This is a genomic window from Halolactibacillus sp. JCM 19043 (genome assembly GCF_001310395.1).
GTDB classification, from domain to species: Bacteria; Bacillota; Bacilli; order Bacillales; family Amphibacillaceae; genus Halolactibacillus; species Halolactibacillus miurensis.
Genome location: NZ_BAXD01000006.1, coordinates 19,720 through 35,332, shown reverse-complemented (window position 1 = coordinate 35,332; position 15,613 = coordinate 19,720). Strand labels below are relative to the sequence as shown.

12 protein-coding genes, 3 pseudogenes and 2 riboswitches are annotated in these 15,613 nt (G+C 40.5%); of the genes and pseudogenes, 7 read left to right on the top strand and 8 right to left on the bottom strand.

Annotated elements, in window-relative coordinates:
- Window positions 1-80: 80 nt before the first annotated feature.
- The 3 genes and pseudogenes from JCM19043_RS05105 to JCM19043_RS05095 form a co-directional block, all read right to left on the bottom strand.
- The gene (locus tag JCM19043_RS05105; RefSeq protein WP_062320572.1) at window positions 81-377 is read right to left on the bottom strand and encodes a hypothetical protein; all 297 of its coding nucleotides are present in this window, start codon (window positions 375-377) and stop codon (window positions 81-83) included.
- A gap of 199 nt (window positions 378-576) precedes the next feature.
- Window positions 577-2,364, bottom strand: coding sequence for an adenine deaminase (gene ade / locus JCM19043_RS05100; protein ID WP_062320570.1), 1,788 nt, complete (start codon window positions 2,362-2,364; stop codon window positions 577-579).
- Between the two features lie 185 nt (window positions 2,365-2,549).
- Window positions 2,550-2,651: riboswitch (purine riboswitch) on the bottom strand.
- Window positions 2,649-3,472: pseudogene (locus JCM19043_RS05095) on the bottom strand (HAD family hydrolase). Its footprint overlaps the riboswitch before it by 3 nt.
- Window positions 3,473-3,638: 166 nt before the next feature.
- Window positions 3,639-3,743, top strand: a riboswitch (TPP riboswitch).
- Window positions 3,744-3,768: 25 nt separating this feature from the next.
- On the opposite strand from JCM19043_RS05095, the pseudogene thiW reads away from it, so the two are divergent.
- A pseudogene (gene thiW, locus JCM19043_RS18660) lies at window positions 3,769-4,313 on the top strand (energy coupling factor transporter S component ThiW).
- A gap of 50 nt (window positions 4,314-4,363) precedes the next feature.
- Here thiW and JCM19043_RS05080 read toward each other — a convergent pair.
- Complete coding sequence (locus JCM19043_RS05080; RefSeq protein ID WP_369813768.1) at window positions 4,364-5,386, bottom strand: hemolysin family protein; 1,023 nt, start codon at window positions 5,384-5,386, stop codon at window positions 4,364-4,366.
- Between the two features lie 124 nt (window positions 5,387-5,510).
- A complete protein-coding gene (locus JCM19043_RS18655; protein ID WP_369813767.1) occupies window positions 5,511-5,732 on the bottom strand; it encodes a CNNM domain-containing protein in 222 nt (73 codons plus the stop codon).
- 282 nt (window positions 5,733-6,014) lie between these two features.
- Between JCM19043_RS18655 and JCM19043_RS05075 the strand changes: the two genes are divergently transcribed.
- The 4 genes from JCM19043_RS05075 to nagB are packed head-to-tail and all read left to right on the top strand — an operon-like array spanning window position 6,015 to window position 8,788.
- On the top strand, window positions 6,015-6,842 hold the full coding sequence (locus JCM19043_RS05075; protein WP_062320565.1) for a MurR/RpiR family transcriptional regulator: 828 nt from the start codon (window positions 6,015-6,017) through the stop codon (window positions 6,840-6,842).
- A gap of 16 nt (window positions 6,843-6,858) precedes the next feature.
- Window positions 6,859-7,107 (top strand): hypothetical protein, encoded by a 249-nt coding sequence (locus JCM19043_RS18650; protein WP_369813766.1) that lies wholly within the window; start codon window positions 6,859-6,861, stop codon window positions 7,105-7,107.
- Window positions 7,008-8,009: an N-acetylglucosamine-6-phosphate deacetylase gene (gene nagA / locus JCM19043_RS05070; protein WP_369813779.1), complete on the top strand. Its 1,002-nt coding sequence runs from the start codon at window positions 7,008-7,010 to the stop codon at window positions 8,007-8,009. The genes JCM19043_RS18650 and nagA overlap by 100 nt, the downstream gene beginning before the upstream one ends.
- Complete coding sequence (nagB, locus tag JCM19043_RS05065; RefSeq protein WP_062320563.1) at window positions 8,009-8,788, top strand: glucosamine-6-phosphate deaminase; 780 nt, start codon at window positions 8,009-8,011, stop codon at window positions 8,786-8,788. Before nagA ends, nagB begins: the two co-directional genes overlap by 1 nt.
- 61 nt (window positions 8,789-8,849) lie before the next feature.
- Here the strand turns inward: nagB and JCM19043_RS05060 are convergent, their stop codons facing one another.
- Both JCM19043_RS05060 and JCM19043_RS05055 read right to left on the bottom strand, forming a co-directional pair.
- A complete protein-coding gene (locus JCM19043_RS05060; RefSeq protein WP_062320561.1) occupies window positions 8,850-9,689 on the bottom strand; it encodes an aldo/keto reductase in 840 nt (279 codons plus the stop codon).
- Window positions 9,690-9,801: 112 nt separating this feature from the next.
- Entirely contained in the window at window positions 9,802-10,632 is an 831-nt protein-coding gene (locus JCM19043_RS05055) for an aldo/keto reductase (RefSeq protein WP_369813765.1), read from the bottom strand.
- Window positions 10,633-10,847: 215 nt separating this feature from the next.
- Here JCM19043_RS05055 and zupT point away from each other — a divergent pair.
- Window positions 10,848-11,658, top strand: a pseudogene (gene zupT / locus JCM19043_RS05050) (zinc transporter ZupT).
- Window positions 11,659-11,712: 54 nt separating this feature from the next.
- Here the strand turns inward: zupT and helD are convergent.
- The gene (gene helD / locus JCM19043_RS05045; protein WP_062320557.1) at window positions 11,713-14,052 is read right to left on the bottom strand and encodes an RNA polymerase recycling motor HelD; all 2,340 of its coding nucleotides are present in this window, start codon (window positions 14,050-14,052) and stop codon (window positions 11,713-11,715) included.
- 303 nt (window positions 14,053-14,355) lie between these two features.
- On the opposite strand from helD, the gene JCM19043_RS05040 reads away from it, so the two are divergent.
- On the top strand, window positions 14,356-15,537 hold the full coding sequence (locus tag JCM19043_RS05040; RefSeq protein WP_062320555.1) for an MFS transporter: 1,182 nt from the start codon (window positions 14,356-14,358) through the stop codon (window positions 15,535-15,537).
- Window positions 15,538-15,613 lie beyond the last annotated feature (76 nt).

Below are 15,613 nucleotides of genomic sequence, written 5' to 3'. Positions count from 1 at the left end.
TAAAAAACCAGATGACCTACAAGGCCACCTGGTATATTAGGTCAGTAAAAGCACACCCACGATTTAACAGCGAAATTACCTTAATCAAGAAACTTATCTAGGTAGATATTTTGATTGGAGATTTCTTTTAGTGAATTTGTTTCTTCATCGAATTCTAAAACAATCAGATCACCATAATTACCTGAATTAACGTCAGCACTAAATAAGACGATTTTGTTTTCGCTCAAGTTAACCATTTCTAAGCTACCGTTGATCGAGACAGTGTCTAGAGGAGTCGTATTAACATAAACAATAGGATCTTTCGTCAATACAATAAGTAAAGTAATCGACAGTAAAATGATCATGCACGCATTTAACAGTTTCCATTTCAGCTCCATTTGTACCTCCCATTATTTACGCTTGAAATTTTTACAACCAAGTGTAAATTTATTTATATAATTTATAAATATTGCTAAATTAATTATACAAATGCAAATAGGAAATTTCAACTAGGTTTAAAAATGATTATACCATACTTAACACAGATATTTCCTTTAGCTTATATTTTGCAGATGCTTCTCTTATGGTTTGACCAGCTTAACACTCTTCTGAACAAATGGTCTCAATCAAGCTAAACGTCGTCACATCAACTAACCCGCGGTTACTAATACGAATATCCGGAATAACCGGTAACGCAATCAATGAAAACGTCATAAACGGCGCATGAAGGGGTGACCCTAAACGCACCCAACCAGCTTTTAAGCCTTCTACCTGACGAAGCAAGTCCGCTTCTTTTAAATCTGACATGAGCCCAGCGATTGGCAGCGGCACAGAGGCGATGACTTCACCGTCTAATACACACACCATCCCGCCACCGATATCAGATAAATAATTGGCTGCCACAGCCATATCACTTTCACTCACACCCATCACGAGTAAGTTATGACTATCATGCGCAACAGTTGAAGCGACAGCTCCGCGCTTAATGTGAAAACCGGTCACAAATTGATTGGAGATTTGCCCCGTCTTGTGGTGACGATCAATACAACTCAGTTTAATCACATCTTGGCTAAGATCGCTTTCGACGATACCATTGTTGATTGGTAACTCAACAACTTTTTTCTTCGTTCGCGCACTGTTTTCAATGACTTCAATCGCGTTGATATTTACTGATTGCTGGTGAGTGGTGTTAAAGTAAAAGTCCTCTGCCGTTAATACTTTCCCAACATTCACAGACTGATAATAATGCTTTGGATAGACAAAGGCAGGTGTCTCTTTAATTAATTGAGTTTCCTTAACAATCTGGTTTCCTTTCACAAATACATCTGTAATATCCATTGATGTTAAGTCATCAAGTAAAATAATATCGGCCACTTTCCCTGGTGTTAAACTACCGTAGTCATCGTCTAGTTTAAAATACCGTGCAGTATTGAGTGTCGCTAATTTGATAGCTGTCACAGGATCGACACCTTCTTCAATGGCTCGTCTCACCACATGGTTGATTTGCCCTTGATTAATCAGTGTTTCAGGATAAATATCATCGGTCACAAGCATCAAGTGATCCGTTTCAATTTGATCTTCTGTGATCACTTTAATCACTTCCTTAACATCCTGCCACGCCGAACCTTCTCGAATCATCACGGTCATCCCGAAACGTAGTTTTTCAAGTGCCGCTTCTTTTGTGACTGTCTCATGACATGACGTGACGCCACTTAATAGATAGCTCGTTAAGTCTTCGATCGTTCCTTCAGGAAAGTGCCCAGTTGGTTGATAACCTTGTTTTAACGTCGCTTCAATCTCACCAATCATCTTCTCATCTCGATGAATCACTCCGGGATAATTCATTACTTCACCTAAACCAACGACACCATCCCACATTAAACCTTCTTCAACATCTTCAACTGAAATCTTTGCGCCCGCATCTTCTAATCCATCGGTCGCTGGTACACAAGAAGGAAACGTTGTAAACACATGAATCGGCGCATTTCTCCCTTCTTCATGCATACGTTTCACCCCTTCAATTCCAAAGACATTCGCCATTTCATGTGGGTCCATAAAGACAGCTGTTGTGCCTTTTTTTACGGCCGCTTCACTAAACCCGGTGACCGAAAACATCGTACTCTCGACATGCATATGCCCATCCATTAATCCAGGTGCGATATACTTTCCTGTCGCATTTACTACTAAAGTCGCTTCACCAATCATCTGACTAGCGTCTCCGATAAAGGCAATCCGTTCATCCTTCATTGCCACATCAATGCCTTCAATTAATTCACCTGTCACCACATTAACCAAGGTTCCATTTGTTATAACCGTATCGGCATAAGCCTTACCTTGAACAACATCCATTAACTGCTTACTGACTTTATATAGTGGTTTTACCATCCTATAACTCCCCTTTAATTTGATATTTTTGTGTATTACGTCTGTTTATTCATGTTGATTCTTTTCTAGTTTTCTTACTTCTTACTTCTCTTCAGCACTTTATGATCTTTGACTTTCTATTTTGCTTTGTATTTGGCTAAAGAAAAAACACCGCAGGTGTACCCATCGATTGGATACACCTGTGGTGTTAAACATACAATCGATGTAGTCCAGTGATTTACGGTCACTCAGGTAGAAACGCTTACGCCAATTCATAAGCTTATACATCTTCCATTATTTGTTTATCATGACGACAAAATATGTGTGTTTAAGTAATCACTAACCCCGTTTTCATCATTTGTCAACCGCGTCACATCATCGGTCATCGCTTTTAATTCATCAGGAGCATTTTTCATCGCGACACTAAAACCGGCATATTCAAACATCGGCACGTCATTAAAGCTATCACCCATTACTAAAATATCCGCTGGGTCGATATTGAGTTTCGTTAAAACAGCTTGAATGCCTGTCGCTTTATTTTTCTCTGTCACCATAATTTCAACATTTGCGGGTGTTGAAGAAGAGGTTGAGAACGGATAACGTGCATGAATCTCGTTTAATCGCGCTTTCCACTGATCTAGCTTAGAGGCATCTTTACTAAAACAATAAAACTTTGAGTAACCAATATCTTTCACCTCATCAACCCAGGTAATGCCACCACCAATCGCTTCAACACGCTCATTCCATTCACTACCTAAAATATCAGCTGGTTTCTCACCTGAAATTTCCGCTTTTAACATCGCTTGGTCTTGTTTTAACGCAACACCTTCACCTGTCGTTGGGAAGACTTCATAATAGATATTTAGCTCACGAGCGGCCGCGATGACGTCTTTCACAAGTGGAAAATCAAGCGTATGTTGGAAAAGTAATTCTTCTCCTAAATAACCCGTCATGCCATTTGAACTAATAATCCCGTCAACTTCAAATCCAACGGTGCCCGGGTTAAAATCTCACTTTGCCCACGACCCGTCGCGATAAAGACCGGTATGTCTTTCGCTCTGACTTGTTGAATTGTCGTCATCGTTTCTTCGCTGACATAATTATCTTCACGTAATAACGTTCCATCCATGTCTAAAAAAATCGCTTTTGGTTGTCTCATCTTTATCCCTCCGCATCGATATTAAGAATCAGTATAGCATGAATTACACGTCTGTGCGATACATACACAATGTCTCAATTTTCAGTCGATTATTTACCGTGACTATGTTAAAGTGAAGTCAAACATCATACTTTTAAAAGACTACTAGGGGTGCCCACATAGCTGAGAGAAAACACATGTTTTTGACCCTTATTGACCTGATCTAGTTCGTACTAGCGGAGGGAAGTAGTAACGTCAGGTCTTGTCTTTTATCGTATATTACCACGATGAAAGGAGGCTATTTTTTTATGTTTAAAACCCGCATTTTGACAGAAACTGCGATTTTTATCGCCATTGGTGTCATTGGTTCGACTTTTTTAGCGATAAGCTTCGGTCCTTATCGCGCGCTGTTTATTCAACATCTATTGAATGTCATCATCGCTGTCTTTTACGGGACTCAACGGGCGGTGACCGTCAGTTTCACTGTTGCCTTACTGCGAAACTTGTTGGGAATCGGGACGCTATTTGCTTTTCCTGGCGGGATGATTGGCGCTTGTTTCGCTGGCTATGTTACCGGATGAAACCGTCCATTTACGCCGCTGCTTTGGGCGAGGTCATCGGAACCGGTCTGATTGCGGCAATTGTCTCACGCCAAATCAGTCAGTTACTGACAGGCGAGTTGTTACCGTTATTCTTTTTTGTGCCTGGTTTCTTGATCAGCAGTGCCACTGGGGCGTTAATAGCTATCTTGTTGTATGTAAAAAAAGGCGCCTTGTTGCAACGTGTATTTAAACGCGCACCAACAGCCCACATAAACGCTCGCAACGAGTAAATATACGAAAAAGCCAAGCCCTTTAATTAAATGGGGCTTGGCTTTTTCTATTAGGATTCATCATTGATTGTTTCTTTTTCTTCCTTGCCTTCGTGATGAATATGCGAAGATTGTTCTTGGTCTACTTTCACATATACTTCCTCAATCCGCTTATCAGACACAGACAAAATATCAAACTGAACGTTTTGATAATGAATCGGTTCTTTATAATGGTTATCCGGGATTGACCCGATATAGTCGGTAAGAAAACCATTCAGTGTTTCAAATTCATCAACCGGTAACTCTAGACCGAATAGATGATTTAAATCGATTAAATGAATGGTCCCCTTAACGGTTGCTTCATGATGGGAATGCTTCAATACCTCATCGTCATCAACACTACGTCCGTGCTCACTAGAAATCTCTCCGATAATTTCTTCAATAAGATCTTCTAGTGTGACTAAACCATCGGTTCCGCCATACTCATCAACAATAATGGCCATGTGGATGTTCTCCCTCTGCATATCTGTTAATAAAGTATCAATTGATTGATGCTCCATCACAAAATATGGTTTACGCATAATATCGGCTAAATTAAACTGGGTTTTATCCGCCTCTATCATGACAATTAAGTCTTTTGTATGCAGGACACCAATAATTTCATCTAAGTCTTCTTTATAGACTGGGAAACGCGTATAACGATGTTCTTTAATCATCTCAATCACTTCTTCAAATGATGACTCGACATCAATCGCTTCAATTTCGGTGCGGTGCGTCATAATATCTGAAACGTCTTTATCATTGAATTCAAAGATATTATGAATCAGACGCTTTTCACTCGATTCAATCGTACCTTTTTCATCACCAATATCCACCATCATTCTAATTTCTTCTTCTGTCACATCTTCGTCTTCGTCATTAGGATCGACGCCAAATAACCGTGAGACCGTATTGGTTGAAAAGTTTAAAATCCTTACGACGGGTAAACTAACCTTAAATAATAAGGTAATCGGCTTGACCGCAAAATTCGCGACCTTCTCTTTTCGTTTCAACGCGACTTGTTTTGGTACAAGTTCACCGAACACTAACGTCATATATGACAAAATGATTGTCACAATAACTAAACTTAGCGTCTCAAGTACATTTAAAGATAACGGTAAAAACCTCTGAGTGCCACGGCTAGCGGCTCACTAAATACATCCGCCGCGAACGCACTTGCTAAGAAACCCGCAAGCGTAATCCCAATTTGAATCGTCGCGAGGAATCTCCCGGTTGTGACAGCAGTTTATCAAGTGCTTGGGCAGTTTTATCGCCTCGTTCCGCCATTCGTTTTACTTTATTATCATTCAATGATACTAACGCAATTTCTGATGCTGCAAAAAAGGCGTTCAGTGAGATTAAAATCACCAACGCTACAACAGCTATTCCCATGGTTGTCATCCACTCCTAATTTAATAATCTAATTCTTAGTATAACGAATCTTTTCCTGCTTGTCTTTTATTTCTCCTTAAGAAGGAATGAACACTTAGTTTAAACGGACTAATTATCACCTATTTTCATACTCACTACAGTAAAGTATTCACCGAAGCATCGATAACCAAACCTCTATCACTTTAAAAAAGAATAAACATCCCCTGTTTTGATTATTAACTATCATTTTTAAAATTATATTTGATAGTTAACTATCATTTTGGTATAATGATCATAAGAAAGGGTGATGATATGGAAGATTACACATCCATTCCCGCTTCCCGGCGGTTGGAATTGTTAAAAAATCAATTCACCAAATCAGAATTCAAGTTATATGAGTATATTTTGGCCCACTTAGATTTAGTTGTTTACCACTCGCTCTCGGAGCTCAGTGAACAAGCTAAAGTTGCCGAAGCCACGAGTTTGCGATTTTTTAAAAAGTTACATTATAGCGGCTTTCAGGCGTTTAAATTTGACCTTGCGAAAGAACAACCCATCGATGACTCAAAAGAAACCGATATGTATACCCGTGTAAAAAACGAGATGATTGACTCTATCGAGACCAATCACGATCTATTGAATCAATCTCAACTACAGAACGTGGCAAAACTTCTTGATGAGAAAACAGAGAGCGTGATTTTTGCCATCGGTGCCTCAGGCATTGCGGCGCTTGATTTTCAAAACCAACTGATGCGCGTCGGTAAAAATATCGATGTCGTCACCGATACCCATACACAAATTATGCGCGCAGCCAATGCGACAGCCGACACGCTGTTAATGGCGATCAGCTTAAGCGGTAGCACAAAGTCGCTGATTGAAAGTACCGCTATCGCCAAAAAGAAAGGGGCACATGTGGTCAGTTTGACTGGTTTTTTAAAATCACCTCTCACGAAAGTGAGTGATGACACGATCCTAACCCATGTGAAAGAGCATCCGTTAGAACGCGGGACGCTCTCAGGTAAAGTTGCTCAACTGTTTGTGATTGATGCCTTATGCATGACCTATATTCAGCTTCATAAAGCGGAAGCAAAAACGCGACGAGAAGAAATTACCGCCTTTACTGCGGATAAACTCTATTAGAAAGGATGTTTTGTCTATGTATATTAAAGATGCCCGACTATATTTACCGAATGAGACCCTCACCGGTGACTTAGTCATTAAAGACGGGAAAATTACTGCCATTTTAACATCTGCCATATCGATGACTCAGATGATGCGATCATTGACGCACGCGGCTTATCCGTCATCCCTGGCTTTATTGATAGCCATATTCACGGAGCGAATGGATATGATGCGATGGATGATGATCCAAAAGCTATTTCAGAAATGGCTAAACATCTCGTGAAAGAAGGGACGACGTCGTTTCTTGCGACAACCATGACTGAAAGTGTGGAGGCGATTGAGAAAGCCTTAATTCACGCTAAGAATACCGATACAGCTGTTCAGACAGCTGAACTACTCGGTGTCCATTTAGAAGGACCATTTGTGAATGTCGTAAAAAAAGGCGCGCAGCCTGAGCAACATATTATAAAGCCTGACCTTGACTTATTTAAACGTTGGCAAACGCTTAGTGGCAACAAAATTAAAACAGTCACAATGGCACCTGAAGAAGACACAGACGGCGCCTTTGTTAAAGCGTTAAGAGAAACTGGCGTCAACGTTTCAATGGGACACACCGATGTCTCATTCGAAGAAGCCAAACAAGCGACTAAATATGGGGTCAATCAAGTGACTCACTTATGTAATCAAATGAACGGGATTCATCACCGTGATGTCGGATTAGTTGGGGCGAGCTTCTTACTGCCACACTTACAGCTCGAACTGATTTCAGACGGGATTCACGTGTCTCCAGAGATGTTACAACTGATTTACAATAACGTCGGCAGTGATCGATTAATGTTAATTACCGATGCGATGCGCGCAAAAGGGATGGAAGATGGCACTTACACCCTTGGTGGTCAAACCGTGCACGTAAAAAACAACAAAGCCACACTGGATGATGGCACACTCGCAGGTAGTGTTCTACCAATGATTGATGCCGCTAAACGTATGCTTGATTTAGACGGGACGACGCTTGAAGATATTATCCAAATGGCTTCTGTCAATCCAGCTCGTCAGCTTGGAGTCTTTGACCGTAAAGGTTCAATAGAAGTAGGTAAAGATGCCGATCTGTTAATCATCGATCAAGATTTACACTTACACAAAACCATCACCAAAGGTGTGGTAGCATATGAGGGGGATTTCTAATGAATATTATTGTTTGTCAAAATTATGACCATTTAAGTGACTATGCGAAAGACTTAGTGATTAACACTATCAACAACAACGACAAGCCAGTTCTTGGCCTGGCGACTGGTTCAACACCAGAAGGTATGTATCAGGCGCTTATTAAAGCTTATCAAGAAAAACACGTGTCATTTAAAGATGTCACGACATTTAACTTAGACGAATATATCGGATTGGGTAAAGAAGATCCGAATAGTTATCACCACTTTATGGATGAACACTTGTTTAACCATGTTGATATTGATCAAAATGAAACGTTTGTCCCACCCGGCAATACTGATAATCACGAACAAGCATGTCTTGACTATGAACAAAACATGCACCGTCATGGCGACATTGACTTGCAAGTCCTTGGTCTTGGTGTTAACGGTCATATCGGTTTTAACGAACCTGGTACGCCGTTTGATACAAGAACACACGTCATTGAACTTGACGAGTCAACGCGTGTTGCCAATGCTCGTTTCTTTGATTCGATTGATGACGTACCAACACATGCTATTACGATGGGAATTGAGACGATTATGGAAAGTAAACAAATCGTTCTACTTGCTTCTGGCGACAGTAAAAAAGAAGCCGTTCAACGCCTTGTAAATGGCGAAGAAACACCTGATTTCCCTGCATCTATTTTACACCGTCATAACAACGTGACCGTCATTTTAGACCGTGACGCTGCTAGCTACTATCGGTTGAGCAAATTGATCAGGTTGTTGGACCTAAATAATCACGTCATTTTAATGTGACATAGATAAAAACGCTCCCTTAGGTAATCACACCTAAGGGAGCGTTTGTCTTCTTACATAGTTATCGTTTATTGAATGTAGATGGGTCAGGCCCTACCCGTTCATCTTTATTTAGCTGATTTATCTTCTTCATTTCATCATGTGTCAATTCAAAATCAAATACATCCGCATTCTCTTTCATTCGGTGGACCTTTGTTGATTTTGGAATTGTTACGACGCCACTTTGAATATCCCAGCGCACGAGTACTTGAGCGACTGATTTATTATGATGGGCCGCAATTTCTTTTAAAACGTCATTATCGAAAAGTTGACCTTGTTTAAGCGGGGACCATGCTTCTACTTGAATGTTATGGTCACGACAGAAATGTCGTAATGGTTCTTGTGTTAAGTGCGGGTGAAACTCCACTTGATTCACCATCGGTGTAATGTCAGACCCTTGAATCAATGTTTTTAAATGTTCCTCTTTAAAGTTGCTCACACCAATCGCTCGCACTTTCTTTTCTTGATACAATTTTTCAAACGCCCGCCACGTCTCTTCGTATAAATTCGCCTCTGGCACCGGCCAGTGAATGAGATATAAATCAAGGTAATCCAGTCCTAAACGTTCTAACGTTGCTTCAAACGCCTTTAACGTTGAGTCATATCCTTGGTCAGCGTTCCATAGTTTTGATGTGATGAATAATTCTTCTCTTGGGACATCGACCGCTTTTAGTGCTTCGCCAACGCCAGTTTCATTGCCATAGACACTTGCCGTATCAATGCTGCGGTAACCACTCTCAATCGCATCAATGACGGCTTGTTTTACTTCAGGTCCATCTTCTACTTTAAAGACACCAAGACCGACCCACGGCATTTCTACACCGTTAGCTAGCTTTGTCGTACTCGTTAAATCTTTTAACATAAAAAATCCTCCTTATAACGATTGTTCCTCATCTTTTTTGGTCTGTCTCATTTTCACTCATAGTTATTGTTTACCCGAAATCACCCGGTATTAAAAGTCTATGTGTTAGACTTTACGCATTTAATTCTTCTGGGTTCGGTCCTGTCCGGTCACCATTATGCAACGCATCGATCTGTGCCATCTCTCGTTCTGATAAGGTAAAGTCAAAAATATCTGCATTTTCCTCAATCCGACTTTTGTTTACGGACTTGGGGATGGTTAAGATACCGTGTTGATAATCCCAGCGTAAAATCACTTGGGCAACTGACTTTTTATGCGCTTTGGCGATTTCGGTTAACGAATCAACCTCAAACAGATCGCCACGTTTAAGCGGAGACCATGCTTGGACTTTGATGCCTTCTGCTTGACAGTAATCACGTAAGGTCTGTTGATTTAAATGTGGGTGACATTCGACTTGATTAACCATCGGTAAAACCTTCGCGGTTGTTTTTAAATCTTCTAAATGATTGATATTGAAGTTACTCACGCCAATCGCCCGTACTTTCTTGTCTTCATACAGTTTCTCAAGCGCACGCCACGTGTCTTTAAATTTATCTTGTTTTGGCATCGGCCAGTGAATGAGATATAAATCAAGATAATCAAAGCCAAGTTTGTCTAATGTCGTATCAAAAGCTTTTAATGTCTCCTCGTATCCCTGGTCAGTGTTCCACACTTTTGACGTGACAAAAATATCCTCGCGATCAATACCTGACTGTCTCACGGCCGCACCAACGGCTTGTTCATTATCGTATAAACTCGCGGTATCAATTAAGCGATACCCCGACTTAATCGCATACGTGATAGCTTCCATGCCTTGTTGTTCATCAGGAATTTTATACACACCTAAGCCAAACACTGGCATCTTTATACCATTATGTAATTCAGTTGTTTCTTGTAGTGTCATCATATGTCCTCCTTTATTGTTAGTTTCAGTATAGCGCTTACTTTCTTTAGATTCTAATATTTTAACTTATGAGTCATTTTTTGTTCATTAACGCTTGCATCTTTAAAAATAAGCGTTTATAATTTGGATAAGATTAATTTTGCCCTAACGCAACTTTTTAGAGTGAGAGACACTTTATGTGAAATAATTATGAGTTTGAAAGCGAGGACAAGCCATTGGACAACCTATTATTAGCATTTGGTTTAACATTATTCGCTGGTCTTGCGACCGGTATTGGAAGTATTTTAGCGTTTTTCACATCAACAACGAACACTAAATTTTTATCTTATTCACTCGGTTTTTCAGCCGGGGTCATGATTTACGTTTCCATGATTGAAATTTTCCCGAAAGCCCAAGAATCATTGACTATTGAATTCGGCGAAAACTCGGGGCATGGTATACCGTTTTAGGGTTCTTTGGTGGGATGTTGTTAATTACACTGATTGATAAATTCATTCCGAAGCAAGGTAACCCCCACGAAATCCGCCGCGTAGAAGATATGGATGAAAAAGAAGCAGAGAAAGCTAAACAACAAGGCCATTTAATGAAAATGGGAACCTTCACTGCCTTGGCCATTGCGATTCACAACTTCCCAGAAGGCATCGCGACTTTTACCGCCACCTTGCAGGACCCGGGCCTCGGTATTCCGATTGCGATTGCGATCGCCATCCACAATATCCCCGAAGGAATTGCAATTTCTGTGCCGATTTATTTTGCGACTGGGAGTAAGAAGAAAGCATTTAAACTGTCATTTCTCTCAGGTCTTGCTGAACCAGCTGGTGCTATTATCGCCTACTTCCTTCTCATGCCTTTTCTATCTGACGGGTTATTTGGAATTATTTTTGCGGCCGTGGCAGGGATTATGGTGTTTATCTCACTTGATGAGTTACTGCCCGCTGCGAAAAGTATGATGAGACCCATAAATCGATTTATGGTCTTGTCGCTGGTATGATTGTGATGGCTCTTAGTTTATTATTGCTTATGTAAAAAGCGCCCCAGAAGTCATCATGACTTTTGGGACGCTTTTTTCGTATAAACGGTTTAGGCATCGCCTTTTTTCGGCGCATGAATTTCCATAATTTTATGGTGTTGGTAGGTTGACGGGTCAACATCGTTTAACCAAGGGGCTACCGTTTGGTGACTCACAAGTGTTAAGGCATGCATCGCACGCGTCGAAGCTGTATAGAGTAAATACTGGTCGAGCTCGGTAGAGTAATGATGCTTTGAAGCGTCATAAACAATCACCGCATCAAACTCAATCCCTTTGGCTAAATAGACAGGTAACACTTTAATGCCTGGTTCAAATTCATGTGTTTCTACCGTCACCAGATTCGCCCCTAAGCTGTGAAGGTCCAGCCATTCAGTCACTTTCTTTGCTTCTTGTTTTGTTTTAGTGATGACCGCGAGTTGTTCATAGCCTTTCACACGAAACGCCCGTAACTCATCCTGAATTTTATACATCATCATCTGTTCGGTTTCCACTTCAAAAATGTTTGGTTTATCACCTTGTCTGACGAATGGTTCAATCGTGTAATCATCTTGTTTGGCTAGTCCTTTTGAGAAGTTCACAAGCTGCTCAGTCGCACGATAACTCTTATTTAATGTTAATACATCCGCATCCGTTAAGCTCTTTAACACATGATCATCGTTTAATCCATGTAAGTATAACGTTTGATGCACATCACCTAATAAGGTCATTTGGCTATTAGGATAAATCCGCTTCAAATATGCCAGTTGGAACAATGAATAATCTTGCGCCTCATCTAAAATCACATGTTGGATTGAGCCACGTTCATCAAAACCCAGACAGACTTTTTCAAAATAAAGAAACGGCGTCGCATCTTCATACGTTAGGAAATTATCACTTAACTGTTGTTGGGTTTCTTGTCTGACTTGATTAAATAACGCATCTGTCTCATCAACGTGATCAAACAGTCGCATATACGTCCGTTTCGTATCAACAAACTGAAGCCGTTTGATTTTATTTCGCAGTGGTTTAAATAATTTATTGATCAATCGCAATTTTAAAATTTGTTGTTCCCGTTCCGCATGATTAAACCAATCCATCGTATCTTGTTCACGCTCAATTTGTTCATAGGCTGCCTGATAATCATCAATATCTAATAACTCTAATTCATCCTCTAACCAATCGGCATCCATTAATTGCTTTTGTTCTTCTTTTAATGACGATAAAATAAAATCACGCAATTGGTGTAACCTCACTTGAACCGACTCGTTTTGGTCCATCTTGTAAAAATAACGGGTTAATTCTTGTTTAGACACAATCACATGGTCACGAAAGCGAATATTACGAAACGCAAGACCGCGATGTTTTAACTCCTCTAAATAGCGATCGACTTTTTCCTTAAAAGCGAGTGATGCTTTATACTGCATGTTTACTTGTCTCATCTCTGTCACTTTTCCTGTCAGTAAGGTTTCTAATTGATCAAAAGGTGTTTCAATCACAAAGCGGCGACCAAGCTCTTGTTCTAGGTAATGATAAAAAGTGACTTGTTCGACTTGGTCTTCCCCGAGTTCAGGTAACACACGTGAGACATACGTATGGAATAACGGATTCGGTGAAAAGAGCAACATTTGTTCCGCCGTTAATTCCCCGCGGAACCGGTAGAGTAAGTAAGCAATCCGCTGCAAAGCTGCTGAGGTCTTCCCGCTTCCAGCGACACCTTGGACGATTAAGTCTTTCTTTTTTTCATGGCGAATAATTTTATTTTGTTCTTGTTGGATAGTGGCGACAATATTTTTCATCGTTGTATCTGCCGTTTCTCCGAGCACTTGTTGTAAGAGTCCGTCCCCAATCGTGAGACCGGTATCAAACATGCCTTCAAGTTCCCCGCGCTTCACCACATATTGACGCTTTAATGTCATGTCGCCCGTAATCGTTTCATCGATTGCTTGATACTGACTCGCACCAGGTGGATAGTCATAGTACATCGAGGCAATCGGGGCACGCCAGTCATAAACATAGAAGTCTTCTTCATTATTCTTTAAAAGTGACGATGTCCCAATATAAATCGGTTCTGCCTCACTTTCCCCGCTCTCCTTAAAATCAATCCGACCGAAATAGGGCTGATCATAAAGCCGGCTTAATTGTTTAAAAGTATGATCTTGTTGGTCATGGTGACGTTCACGCTCTGATAAGAATTCTGCCTGTTGTTTCAAACTCGCTTGTGTCTCAATCGCATCATCCATTTCCGTTAAATTGACGGTGACATCTTCAAAAAATTCTTTCCGTAAATCTAACACATCAGTCCGAATACGTTTGACACGCTTCATTAATTTATTCAGACGGTTTTTAATGACGGTTTTCACCTCATGAAACCGTTCCTGTTCTTCTTCAAATGATTGATTGTGTTCTGTCATTGTGGTTCTCCCCTTTGATGTATCTGTTGCTACGTATATGTACCCTTCATTGTAGAAGATTATGCGCGAAAACACTAGTACGTAACCTCAAATCATTGATAAATACCGTTAAAATCTGTTCGATAGACGACAAACCTAAAAAGTAAGCGATCACAGTCATTTTTCTGGGCAAATCCCTTCCAAAAGGATAGAAATTCCGGTATGCTAATTAATTAGAGCAACGAAATAATTTTACCGAAAGCATTCAGAAAGAAGGGAATTATCATCAATCAAGAACAACAGGTAACAAAAAACGTCAGCATCATGTGGTTTGCGAACTTTTTTATTGCCGGAAGCATTACGATGGTCCAACCATTTCTATCCTTATATATTGACACGTTAGGTAACTTTTCTGACGAATACGTCCAAACGTGGTCAGGTATTATTTTTAGTATCACATTTGTGAGCGCCTTTTTATTCTCACCTCTTTGGGGGAAGATTGGCGACCGGATTGGGCGTAAGCCGATTCTAGTCGTCTTCGCTTTTGGTCTCGGCTTATCGCTATTATTAATGGGCTTTGTGACGTCGATTATCCAACTGTTTTTCTTGCGCTTATTTATGGGGGTCTTTACCGGATTTATCTCGTTATCTCAAGCCTTAATCTCGACCCAAACATCTAAGCGCGTCGCCGGTAAAGTGCTCGGCACACTTCAGACTGGAAGTATTACCGGCACATTAATGGGACCACTTCTAGGCGGGATCTTAGCCGATTTATTTGGTTATCAGTCGACGTTTAAATGGCTGAGTTTAGTGTTATTTATCTCGAGTTTACTCGTCCTCTTTGGGATTAAAGAATTTAAAGTACAAGAAGATTCAGCGATTGATCAGACGCGTTATTCGTCACGTCAAGTACTCCTTCACATTTTACGCCAGCCCGTCTTACTGTTGATTATGTTGATGTCGATGATTGTTCAAATTGCGAACTTCAGCATTCAACCTATTTTGCCGTTATTTATCGGTGAAATACACGGGAGTGTGAATCTTGCCTTTTTCTCAGGTCTTGCTTTTTCTGCTTCTGGACTCGGTAATTTACTGTTTTCACGACGCATTGGACGTTTAGGCGATCATTACGGTTATGTTAAGTTGTTAACGATGATGTTGATCCTCGCCGCCGTTGTCTATTTCCCTGGCGGTTTTGTGACGTCTTTATGGCAACTGATTATTTTACGTTTCTTAATGGGGATCTTTATTGGTGGGGTTATTCCACTACGGATTGCCTATATTAGACAAGCGGCACCGATTGAAATGCAGGGGGAAGTGTTAGGTTATAATACGAGCTTACGCTTTTTTGGAAACATGATTGGTCCGATGCTTGGGGCTGCGATTAGCGCAAGCTTAGGTTATTCCGCTGTCTTTTTATCGACCGCGAGTTTACTGATGATTAGCGCACTCATTATGATTTATGCGATGAAACGTCATCCAGAGTATGCGGTCAATAGCTTATAGCGCAATAAAAGCAAATAGCTAAAGATTATCAGACAAATAAGCCTGTCAGCTGACAGGCTTATTTAATATCTTCACG

Coding starts and splice junctions, on each gene's coding strand:
- JCM19043_RS18650 (WP_369813766.1), top strand. CDS start 6,859: ATGTATATTAAAGATGCCCGACTATATTTACCGAATGAGACCCTCACC.
- JCM19043_RS05055 (WP_369813765.1), bottom strand. CDS start 10,632: ATGACACTACAAGAAACAACTGAATTACATAATGGTATAAAGATGCCA.
- JCM19043_RS05080 (WP_369813768.1), bottom strand. CDS start 5,386: ATGACGTTAGTGTTCGGTGAACTTGTACCAAAACAAGTCGCGTTGAAA.
- JCM19043_RS05075 (WP_062320565.1), top strand. CDS start 6,015: ATGGAAGATTACACATCCATTCCCGCTTCCCGGCGGTTGGAATTGTTA.
- helD (WP_062320557.1), bottom strand. CDS start 14,052: ATGACAGAACACAATCAATCATTTGAAGAAGAACAGGAACGGTTTCAT.
- ade (WP_062320570.1), bottom strand. CDS start 2,364: ATGGTAAAACCACTATATAAAGTCAGTAAGCAGTTAATGGATGTTGTT.
- JCM19043_RS18655 (WP_369813767.1), bottom strand. CDS start 5,732: ATGACAACCATGGGAATAGCTGTTGTAGCGTTGGTGATTTTAATCTCA.
- nagB (WP_062320563.1), top strand. CDS start 8,009: ATGAATATTATTGTTTGTCAAAATTATGACCATTTAAGTGACTATGCG.
- JCM19043_RS05105 (WP_062320572.1), bottom strand. CDS start 377: ATGGAGCTGAAATGGAAACTGTTAAATGCGTGCATGATCATTTTACTG.
- JCM19043_RS05060 (WP_062320561.1), bottom strand. CDS start 9,689: ATGTTAAAAGATTTAACGAGTACGACAAAGCTAGCTAACGGTGTAGAA.
- JCM19043_RS05040 (WP_062320555.1), top strand. CDS start 14,356: ATGTGGTTTGCGAACTTTTTTATTGCCGGAAGCATTACGATGGTCCAA.